This window comes from Kitasatospora sp. NPDC023385, assembly GCF_055664045.1.
In genome coordinates, this window is record NZ_JBVOOL010000059.1 from 1 (window position 1) to 11651 (window position 11651).

The window sequence follows — 11651 nt, forward strand, 5'->3', positions numbered from 1 at the left end:
GCCTGCACGCCCGGGGTGCCGCGCTGGACTGGGAGGCGGTGTTCGCCGGTCGCGGCGCGAGCCGCACCGACCTGCCGACCTACGCCTTCCAGCACCAGCACTACTGGCTGGAGGGCGGCGCCTCCGCCGGCGACGCCGCCGGGCTCGGACTGGCCGCGACGGGGCACGCCCTGCTCGGCGCCGCGGTGACGCCCGCCGGCACCGACACCACGGTGTTCACCGGCCGGGTCTCGTTGCGCTCGCACCCGTGGCTGGCGGACCACGCCGTGATGGGCACGGTCCTGGTGCCGGGCACGGGCCTGGTGGAGCTGGCCGTGCACGCCGGTGACCAGGTCGGGTACGGGCAGGTCGAGGAACTGGCCATCCAGGCCCCGCTGGTGCTCCCGGCGACCGGGGCCCTGCAGGTGCAGGTCGTCGTGGGCGCGGCGGAGCCGTCCGGGCACCGTTCGGTCGGTGTCCACTCCCGCCCGGACGGCGCCGCAGAGGAGCCGTGGACGACGCACGCCGTGGGCGCGCTCGGCGCGGCCCCCGTCACCGTCGAGGCCGACCTGCTGTCCTGGCCGCCGGCCGGGGCGGAGGAGATCGGGTTGGACGGGCTGTACGAGGGTCTGAACGAGCAGGGCTACGAGTACGGTCCGGTCTTCCGGGGTCTGCGCGCGGTCTGGGTGCGCGGCGAGGAGGTCTTCGCCGAGGTGGAGCTCGCGGAGGGCACCGCGACCCGCGGGTTCTCCGTCCACCCGGCGCTGCTGGACTCCGCGCTGCACGCCTCGATCGTCGCCGTGAACCACCGGGTCGCCGCCCGGGCCGCCGGTGCGGCGGACGGTGCGGAGGAGGAGCCCGAGGTCCGGCTCCCGTTCTCCTGGGCCGGTGTCACCTTCCACGCGGAGGGCGCCTCCCACCTACGGGTGCGCCTCACCATGGACGAGGAGAAGCGGATCACCCTGGCCGCCGCGGACGCCACGGGCGCGCCGGTGGTCTCCGTCGAGGGCCTGGCGACCCGGCCGGTGTCCGCCCGGCAGCTGTCCTCGGCGGGCGGTGCGGCCCGGCCGCTCTACCACGTGGCGTGGACACCGGCCCCGGCGGTCGCGCCGGCCACGGGCAGCTGGGCGGCGCTGGGCGAGGACGCGTTCGGGCTGCACGGCGCGCTGAAGGACATCGCCGGCGGGGTGTCCGTCCACCCGGGCCTCACCGAGCTGCTCGCGGCCGTCGAGGAGAGCGGCCGGGCGCCGGACACGGTCTGCCTGTCGTGGGCACCGGCGGGCCCCGCGGACACCCTGACGACGCTCGCCGAGGACGCGCGGTCCGCGACCGCGCGCGCCCTGGAGACGGTGCGGGACTGGCTGGCGGCGGACCGGCTGGACGGCGCCCGGCTGCTGATGGTCACCCGGGGCGCGACGGCCGGGCGGGCCGACGCGGCGCCGACCGATCTGGTGCACGCGGCCCTGTGGGGCCTGGTGCGTTCGGCCGAGGCCGAGAACCCCGGGCGGTTCGTCCTGTTGGACCTGGACCCGGACGGCGCCGAGTCCGTCGGGTACGACGTGCTGGCGCTGGCCGCCGCCTCCGTGGAGCCGGAGCTGGCCCTGCGCGACGGCGTGCTGTACGTGCCGAAGCTGGCCCGCGTCGAGCAGCCCGCCGGGTCCGACGCGGCCGACGCGGACGGGAGCGGCGCTCCCCGGTTCGCCCCCGGCGGAACGGTGCTGGTCACCGGCGGAACCGGCTCGCTCGGCGGGCTCGTCGCCCGTCACCTGGTGACCGGGTACGGTGTCCGCCGCCTGCTCCTGACCAGCCGGCGCGGCCCGGCGGCCGAGGGCGTCGCCGAGCTGGTGGCCGAACTGGCCGGGCTCGGCGCCGAGGCGACCGTCGCTGCCTGCGACGCCGCCGACCGCGAGGCGCTGGCGGCGCTGCTGGCGACCGTCCCGGCCGAGCACCCGCTCACCGGCGTCGTCCACACAGCCGGCGTCCTGGACGACGGCGTGATCGGCTCGCTCACTGCGCAGCGGCTGGCGGCGGTCATGCGCCCGAAGGTGGACGCGGCCGTCAACCTGCACGAGCTGACCCGCGACCTGGAGCTCGACGCCTTCGTGCTGTTCTCGTCCGCCGCGGGCGTCTTCGGCGGCCCCGGCCAGGCCAACTACGCTGCGGCGAACGTCTTTCTGGACGCCCTCGCCCGGCACCGCCGCGCCGCCGGGCTCACCGCCCACTCCCTGGCCTGGGGCCTGTGGGAGCAGCGCAGCGAGCTGACCTCCAAGCTCGGCTCCGGCGACGTGCAGCGCATCACCGGTTCGGGCCTGGCGACGATCCCCTCGGCGGAGGGCCTGGAGCTCCTCGACGCCGCGCTCGCGACCGCCGAGGCCGTGATCGTGCCGGTGCGGCTCGACCTGCCGCAGCTGAGGGCCCAGGCCGCGGCCGGCGACCTCACGGCCCTGCTCGACGGGCTCGTCCGCGTCCCGGCCCGGCGCGAGGCGGCGACCGCCGGCGCGTCGGGCGAGTCCCCGGTGGAGCAACTGGCCCGTCGGATCGCCGGGTTGAGCGAGGAGAAGCGGGCCGAGGTCCTGCTGGAGCTGGTGCAGGTCAACGTGGCCAAGGTGCTCGGCTTCACGAGCCACCGTCAGGTCGAGGCCGGGCGCGGCTTCATCGACCTCGGCGTCGACTCGCTGACCGCCCTGGAGCTACGCAACCGGCTCAACGGGGCGACCGGGCTGCGGCTGCCCGCCACCCTGATCTTCGACTACCCGTCGGCGGGTGCGGTCGCCGGCCACCTCGGCACCCGGATCAGCGCCGGCCCCGCCGTCCGGGGAGCCGCCCCGGTGCACGCCGACCTCGGCCGGCTGGAGGCCACGCTGTCGGCCGCGGAGCTGTCGGACGAGGACCGGGACAAGGTGGTCAACCGCCTCCAGGGCCTGCTGGCCGCCCTGGGCCGATCCGTGGTGGTGTCCGGCGGCGGTGCCGGCGCCGCCGCCGTGGTGACGGACCTGGACGCGGTGAGCGACGACGAGATGTTCGCGCTGATCGACCAGGAGCTCGGCCTGGGCTGACCCCCGCCGGGCCGGCAGGGCACGCCCGCCCCAGCCCGCCCCAGCCGTCCGGAAGGCCGCCCCTCGGCCGTCCGGACGGCTGTTCCGCGTCACCGCACCGAACCTCCGTCGAGCCCCTCCACCCCCTGCCCCCGCGCGGTTCCTCCGTACCGGGCCGGTCCCGTACGTCCTGTCCGGCGGGCCCGAACATCCCTGGCCACGCGGTATTTCCCGCCCCTCCGGGGTCGTAGGGGGGCGACTAGGGACGCTAGGGGTGGCCGCCGCGGGGAGCCAGCTCCTAGCGTCGCATGTGAAGTCATGTCGATGTCCCGCCGCGCTCCTCAAGAGGTTGCTTTAGATGCAGAATGAGCAGAAGCTTCGCGACTACCTCAAGCGGGTAATGGCCGATCTGCAGCAGACGAAGCAGCTGTTGAACGAGGCCGACTCGCGGGCGCACGAGCCCATCGCCATCGTGGGAATGAGCTGCCGCTATCCCGGTGGCGCCAATTCCCCCGAGGAACTCTGGGAGATGGTCGCCGAGGGCAGGGACGCGGTGTCCGCCCTTCCGTCCGACCGCGGATGGGACATCGAACGGCTCTACAGCCCGGACCGGGAGAAGCCCGGAACGTTCTACAACCGGGAAAGCGGATTCCTCTACGACGCGGCGCAGTTCGACCCCGCATTCTTCGGGATCTCCCCCCGCGAGGCGCTCGCGATGGACCCGCAGCAGCGCCTTCTCCTGGAAATCTCCTGGGAGGCTTTCGAGCACGCCGGAATCGACCCGCACTCGCTGCGCGGAAGCCGGACCGGCGTATTCGCCGGCGTGATGTACCAGGACTACGCGACCCGGCTCGACCGCCTCCCCGAGGACGTCGAGGGGTACCTCAGCACCGGCAACGCGTACAGCGTCACCTCCGGAAGGATCTCCTACACCCTGGGTCTGGAGGGCCCGGCGGTCTCCGTCGACACGGCCTGCTCCTCCTCGCTCGTCACCCTGCACCTGGCCGTGCAGGCCCTGCGCAACGGCGAGTGCACGATGGCACTGGCCGGTGGCACCACGGTCATGTCCACCCCCGAGGCCTTCATCGACCTCGCCCGTCAGGGCGGCCTCTCGGCCGACGGCCGCTGCAAGGCCTTCTCCGACCGCGCCGACGGCGCCGGCTTCGCCGAGGGCGTCGGCATGCTGCTGCTGGAGCGGCTGTCCGACGCACGCCGCAACGGCCACAAGGTGCTGGCCGTCGTGCGGGGGTCCGCCGTCAACCAGGACGGTGCGAGCAGCGGCCTGACCGCGCCCAACGGCCCCTCGCAGCAGCGCGTCATCCGCCAGGCGCTGGACAACGCGCAGCTCTCCTCCGACCAGATCGACGTGGTCGAGGCGCACGGCACCGGCACCAGCCTGGGCGACCCGATCGAGGCCCAGGCCCTGATCAACACCTACGGTCAGGAACGCCCGGCCGACAACCCGCTGTGGATCGGCTCGTTCAAGTCCAACGTCGGCCACACCCAGGCGGCGGCCGGCGCGGGTGGCATCATCAAGATGGTCATGGCGCTGCGCCACGGCGTCATGCCCAAGACCCTGCACGTGGACCGGCCCTCGACCAAGGTCGACTGGTCGGCGGGCTCGGTGGAGCTGCTGACCGAGGCACGGGCTTGGCCGGCGGTCGGGCGTCCGCGCCGGGCGGCGGTGTCGTCGTTCGGCATCAGTGGCACCAACGCGCACGTGATCCTGGAGCAGGCCCCGGCGGAGGAGCCGGCGGAGGTCGCGGAGGCCGCCGTCATCGCCCCGCTGTCGTGGGTGGTGTCGGGCAAGTCCGAGGGCGCACTGCGCGACCAGGCCGCGAACCTGGCGGCGTTCGTCGAGCAGCGGCCGGAGCTGTCGCCGGTGGACGTCGGCTATTCGCTGGCGGTGGCACGGGCCCGGTTCGACCACCGTGCGGTGGTGTCGGGTGCTGGCCGGGACGAGCTGCTCGCGGGCCTGGCGGCGGTGGCCGAGGGCCGGACCGACCTGGGCGTCGTCGGCGGGTGGGCCGCCTCGGTCGGCGGGCTGGCGTTCCTGTTCACGGGGCAGGGGAGTCAGCGGGCGGGGATGGGCCGGGAGTTGTACGGCACGTTCCCGGTGTTCGCGGCGGCGTTCGACGAGGTGTGCGATCGCTTCGAACTGCCTTTGAAGGATGTGGTGTTCGAGGGGTCGGAGCTGCTGGACCGGACGGCGTACACGCAGGCGGCGTTGTTCGCGGTGGAGGTGGCGCTGTTCCGTCTGGTGGAGTCGTGGGGTCTGAAGCCGGACTTCCTGGTGGGGCACTCGGTGGGTGAGATCGCTGCCGCGCATGTGGCTGGGGTGTTGTCGCTGGAGGACGCGGCCAAGCTGGTGGAGGCGCGTGGCCGGCTGATGCAGGAGCTGCCCGTCGGCGGTGCGATGGCGGCGATCGAGGCGACGGAGGCGGAGGTGCTGCCGCTGCTGGCGGGCCGGGAGGCGGAGATCGCTGTCGCGGCGGTCAACGGGCCTTCGTCGGTGGTGGTTTCGGGTGACGAGGCCGTCGTGCTGGAGGTGTTGGAGCACTGGAAGGCGCAGGGTCGTAAGGGCCGTCAGCTGCGGGTGAGCCACGCGTTCCACTCGCCGCGGATGGAGCCGATGCTGGCCGAGTTCCGGACGGTCGCTTCGGAACTCTCCTACTCCGAGCCGAAGTTCGCCGTGGTCTCCAACGTCACGGGTGAGTTGGCGACCGAGCTGACGTCTCCCGAGTACTGGGTGCGCCATGTCCGTGAGGCGGTGCGCTTCGCCGACGGCATCGCGTATCTGGCCGCCCAGGGTGTCACCGACTTCCTGGAGCTGGGCCCGGACGGCACCCTCTCCGCCCTCGCCCAGGACATCACGGACGGCCACTTCGCCCCCGTCCTGCGCAAGGACCGCGCCGAGGCCCTGACCTTCACCCAGGCCGTCACCGGCCTGCACGCCCGGGGCTCCGAGCTGGACTGGGAGGCGGTGTTCGCCGGCCGCGGCGCGAGCCGCACCGACCTGCCCACCTACGCCTTCCAGCACCAGCGCTACTGGCTGGAGTCGGCCGCGCCCGAGGAGCCGGCCACCGCCGGCGCCGCCGCACCCGAGGAGACGCGCTTCTGGGAGGCCGTCGAGCGGGAGGACACCGCCGCCCTCGCCGCCGCGCTCTCCGTCGACGGCGCCGAGCCGGCCTGGCTGGAGGCCGCGCTGCCCGTGCTGTCGACCTGGCGCCGGCAGAGCCGTCAGCGCGACACCGTCGACTCGTGGCGCTACCGCGTCACCTGGAAGCCGCTCTCCTCCGCCCCCACCGCCGGTGTCTCGGGCACCTGGCTGCTGGTGGTCCCGGCCGGCGAGGCCGCCGGGGACGCCTGGGTGTCCGCCGCCGAGCGTGCTCTGACGGCGCGCGGCGGCGTGGCCGTCCGGGTCGACTGGGACGCGGCCGACACCGACCGCGCCGCGCTCGCCGAGCGGGTCCGCGCGGCGGCCGGTGACACCCCCCTGAACGGCGTACTGTCGCTGCTCGGGTTCGACGTAGCCCCGCACGCCGCCCATTCCTTGGTGCCCGCCGGGCTCGCCGGGACGCTCACCCTCGTCCAGGCGCTCGGCGACGCGGGCGTCGAGGCCCCGCTCTGGCTCGCCACCCGCGGCGGCATCTCCGTCGGCCGCTCCGACCTCGCCGCCGATCCCGCGCAGGCCCAGGTCTGGGGCCTTGGCCGGGTGGCCGGCCTGGAGCACCCGAACCGCTGGGGCGGTCTGGTCGACCTGCCCGGCACCGTCGACGACCGTGCCGTCGGCCGGCTCGCCGACGTGCTGTCCGGCGGGGGCGAGGACGAGCTCGCGATCCGCGCGACCGGCGTGTTCGGCCGCCGTCTCGTCCGCTCCTCGCTCGCCGACCAGGCCGGCGGCTCGTGGACGCCGCGCGGCACGGTCCTGATCACCGGCGGCACCGGCGCCCTCGGTGGCCACGTCGCCCGCTGGGCGGCCGCCAACGGCGCCGAGCACCTGGTGCTCACCAGCCGGCGCGGTGACCGGGCCCCCGGTGCGAGCGAACTGGCCGCGGAGCTGGCCGGGTCCGGCGCCCGGGTCACCTTCGAGGCCTGCGACGCGGGCGACCGCGAGGCACTGGCCGCCGTTCTGGAGCGGATCGACGCGCAGGCCGACGCCCTGCCGCTCACCGCCGTCGTCCACGCCGCCGGCGTCGGCGACACCGGCGCCCTGATGACCACCGACCTGGGCGAGGTCGCCCGGATCGTCGCCGCCAAGGCCGCCGGCGCCACCCACCTGGACGACCTGCTGGGCGACCGGCCGCTGGACGCCTTCGTGCTCTTCTCGTCCAACGCCGCCGTCTGGGGCGGCGCGGACCAGGGCGCCTACGCGGCGGGCAACTCCTTCCTGGACGCCTTCGCCGAGCAGCGCCGTGCCAAGGGCCGTACCGCCACCTCCATCGCCTGGGGCCTGTGGGGCGGCGGCGGCATGGGCACCGACGGCGACGAGGAGGCGATGCTGCGCGTCGGCCTCAAGCGGATGAGCCCCGAACTCGCGGTCTCCGCCCTCGTCCAGGCCGTCGAGCACGAGGAGACCACCGTCTCCATCGCCGACATGGACTGGGAGCGCTTCGCCCCCGCCTACTCCGCCGTTCGGCAGCGCCCGCTGATCGGAGGCCTGCCCGAGGTCCGGCGCGTCCTGGACGCCGTCGAGGCCCCGGCCCCGACCACCCCCACCGGCGGCAACGCCCTCGCCCAGCGGCTCGCCGGCCTGAGCGGGGCCGAGCAGCACGCGATCGTCCTGGAGCTGGTGCGCACCCAGGCCGCCGCCGCCCTCGGCCACGCCGAGGCCTCCGCTATCGAGCCCGGCGCCGCCTTTCGCGAGCTCGGCTTCGACTCGCTCACCGCCGTCGACATCCGCAACCGGCTCAACGGCGCCACCGGGCTCCGGATGCCGACCACGCTGGTCTTCGACTACCCGACCGCCACCGCCGTGGCCGACCACATCCGCACCGAGCTGGTCGGCGCCGACACCACTGCGGCGCTGCCCGCCGTCGCCACCGCACTCACCGCCGACGAGCCCATCGCCATCGTCGCCATGAGCTGCCGCTACCCCGGCGGCGTCGACACGCCCGAGGCACTGTGGCGGCTCGTCCTGGACGGCCGCGACGCGATCACGCCGTTCCCGACCGACCGCGGCTGGCCCATCGACGACCTGTACGACCCGGACCCCGAGGCGAGCGGCACCACCTACGCCTACGAGGGCGGGTTCATCGAGGAGGCGGGCGGCTTCGACGCCGGCTTCTTCGGGATCTCCCCGCGCGAGGCGCTCGCCATGGACCCGCAGCAGCGCCTGCTGCTGGAGGCCGCCTGGGAGGCGCTGGAGCGCGCGGGCATCGACCCGCTGTCCCTGCACGGCACCCAGGGCGGCGTCTTCATCGGCGCCGGCTCGCAGGGCTACGGCATCGACGCCGACGCTCCCGAGGGCACCGAGGGCTACTTCCTCACCGGCACCCAGTCGTCGGTCATCTCCGGCCGCGTCTCGTACACCCTGGGCCTCGAGGGCCCGGCGGTCACCGTCGACACCGCCTGTTCCTCCTCCCTGGTGGCCCTGCACCTCGCCGCGCAGTCGCTGCGCCAGGGCGAGTGCGACATGGCCCTCGCGGGCGGTATCACCGTCATGGCCACCCCCGGCGCCTTCGTCGAGTTCAGCCGCCAGCGCGGCCTCTCCGGCGACGGCCGCTGCAAGGCCTTCGCGGGCGCCGCCGACGGCACCGGCTGGTCCGAGGGTGCCGGCCTGCTCGTGCTGGAGCGGCTGTCGGACGCGCAGGCCAAGGGCCACAAGGTCCTTGCGGTGGTGCGCGGTTCGGCGGTCAACCAGGACGGCGCGTCGAACGGTCTGACCGCGCCGAACGGCCCGTCCCAGCAGCGCGTCATCCGCCAGGCCCTGGCCGGCGCCGGGCTGACCACGGGCGACGTGGACGTGGTGGAGGCGCACGGCACCGGCACCCGGCTGGGCGACCCGATCGAGGCCCAGGCCCTGATCGCCACCTACGGGCAGGGCCGCGAGGGCACCGAGCCGCTCTGGCTCGGCTCGATCAAGTCGAACATCGGCCACACCCAGACGGCGGCCGGTGTCGCCGGTGTGATCAAGATGGTCATGGCGATGGGGGAGGGCGTCCTTCCGCGGACCCTGCACGTGGACGAGCCGACCCCGCACGTCGACTGGTCGGCCGGCGCGGTGGAGCTGCTCACCGAGAACCGGGCGTGGCCCGAGCTCGGCCGTCCGCGCCGGGCGGCGGTGTCCTCCTTCGGCGTCAGCGGCACCAATGTGCACACCATTCTCGAGCAGGCCCCGGTGGAGGAGTCGGCCGAGCCCGTCGAGGTGACGGTCGACGCTCCGGTGCCGTGGGTGGTGTCGGGCAAGTCCGAGGGCGCACTGCGCGACCAGGCCGCGAACCTGGCGGCCTTCGTCGGGGAGCGGCCGGAGCTTGAACCGGTGGACGTCGGCTACTCGCTGGCGCTGTCGCGCTCCCGCTTCGAGCACCGGGCCGTCGTCTCGGGCACGAGCCGGGAGGAGCTGCTGGCCGGGCTGGCCGGTCTGGCGAGCGGTGAGGTTTCCGGCGAGACGGTGGGCCGGGGCAAGCTGGCGTTCCTGTTCACGGGGCAGGGGAGCCAGCGGGCGGGGATGGGCCGTGAACTGTACGGCACCTTCCCGGTGTTCGCGGCGGCCTTCGACGAGGTGTGCGCCTACCTGGATCTGCACCTGGATGTGCCGCTGAAGGACCTGGTCTTCGAGGGGTCGGAGCTGCTGGACCGGACGGCGTACACGCAGGCGGCGTTGTTCGCGGTGGAGGTGGCGCTGTTCCGTCTGGTGGAGTCGTGGGGTCTGAAGCCGGACTTCCTGGTGGGGCACTCGGTGGGTGAGATCGCTGCCGCGCATGTGGCTGGGGTGTTGTCGCTGGAGGACGCGGCCAAGCTGGTGGAGGCGCGTGGCCGGCTGATGCAGGCGCTGCCCGTCGGCGGTGCGATGGCGGCGATCGAGGCGACGGAGGCGGAGGTGCTGCCGCTGCTGGCCGGCCGGGAGGCGGAGATCGCTGTCGCGGCGGTCAACGGGCCTTCGTCGGTGGTGGTTTCGGGTGACGAGGCCGTCGTGCTGGAGGTGTTGGAGCACTGGAAATCGGAGGGCCGGCGAGGCCGCCGGCTGCGGGTGAGCCACGCGTTCCACTCGCCGCGCATGGAGCCGATGCTGGCCGAGTTCCGGACGGTCGCTTCGGAACTCTCCTACTCCGAGCCGACGTTCGCCGTCGTGTCCAACGTCACGGGTGAGTTGGCGACCGAGCTGACGTCCCCCGAGTACTGGGTGCGCCACGTCCGCGAGGCGGTCCGCTTCGCCGACGGCATCGCCTACCTGGCCGCCCAGGGCGTCACCGACTTCCTGGAGCTGGGCCCGGACGGGACCCTCTCCGCCCTTGCCCAGGAGATCGCCGACGGTCACTTCGCCCCGGTGCTGCGCAAGGAGCGCCCCGAGGCGCTGTCCTTCACCCAGGCCGTCACCGGCCTGCACGCCCGTGGATCCGAGCTGGACTGGGTGGCGGTGTTCGCCGGCCGCGGCGCCCAGCGCGTCGACCTGCCGACGTACGCCTTCCAGCACCAGCACTTCTGGCTGGAGATGGGCGCTCCGGCGAGCGATGTCTCCGTGCTCGGCCAGGTGGCCATCGGCCACCCGCTGCTGAGCGCTGCCGTCGCCCTGCCGGAGTCGGACACGCTGGTCCTCACGGGCCGGCTCTCCCTCCAGTCGCACCCGTGGATCGCCGACCACCTGGTGATGGGCTCCGCCGTCCTGCCGGGCACCGGCCTGGTGGAGCTGGCGATCCACGCCGGTGACCAGGTGGGCTTCGGCCAGGTCGAGGAGCTGATGCTCCAGGCCCCGCTGGTCCTCACCGAGCGCGGTGCCCTGGTGCTGCGCGTCATCGTCGAGGCGGCCGACGCGCTGGGCCGCCGCCCGGTGGCCGTCTACTCCCGCCTGGATGAGGCGGACACCGTGGAGCCGTGGACGCGGCACGCGGCCGGCTTCCTGGCGGCCGGTGCCGGGGAACCGTCCTTCGACCTGTCGGTGTGGCCGCCGAAGGGTGCCGAGCCGGTCGAGGTGGAGGACCTGTACGAGGGCCTGGCCGTGAGCGGTCTGGTCTACGGCCCGGTGTTCCGGGGCCTGCGCGCCGCCTGGCGCCTTGAGGACGCCGTCTACGCCGAGGTCGAGCTGCCCGAGGGGACGTCGGTCGACGGCTTCGGTGTCCACCCGGCGCTCTTCGACGCGGCCCTGCACGCCGTCGCCCTGGGCACCGCCCGGAACGCCGAGGACGGCGAGGGGACCGGTCTGCCGTTCGCCTGGAACGGCGTGTCCCTGCATGCCACCGGCGCGTCCGTGCTGCGCATCCGGCTGACCCCGTCCGGGCAGGACGGCGTCTCCCTGGTCATGGCCGACGGCACCGGTAGTCCGGTCGCCTCGACCGATTCGCTGGTCTTCCGCCGGATCACCGCCGACCAGCTGTCCGGGGGTCGGGAGGCGGCGCACGAGGCGTTGTTCGGGCTGGACTGGTCGGTGCAGGCGCTGCCGGCGGCCGAGGCCGGTTCGTGGGCGGTGCTGGGTTCGGC

At 74.3% G+C, this 11651-nt stretch carries 2 protein-coding genes; both read left to right on the plus strand.

Translation table 11 applies throughout. The features are described from left to right. Positions 1-3035: type I polyketide synthase (locus AC0B61_RS36515; RefSeq protein ID WP_471746748.1), on the plus strand; the 3035-nt coding region annotated here is incomplete at its 5' end. Between the two features lie 337 nt (positions 3036-3372). Further along, positions 3373-11651: type I polyketide synthase (locus AC0B61_RS36520; protein ID WP_471746750.1), on the plus strand; the 8279-nt coding region annotated here is incomplete at its 3' end.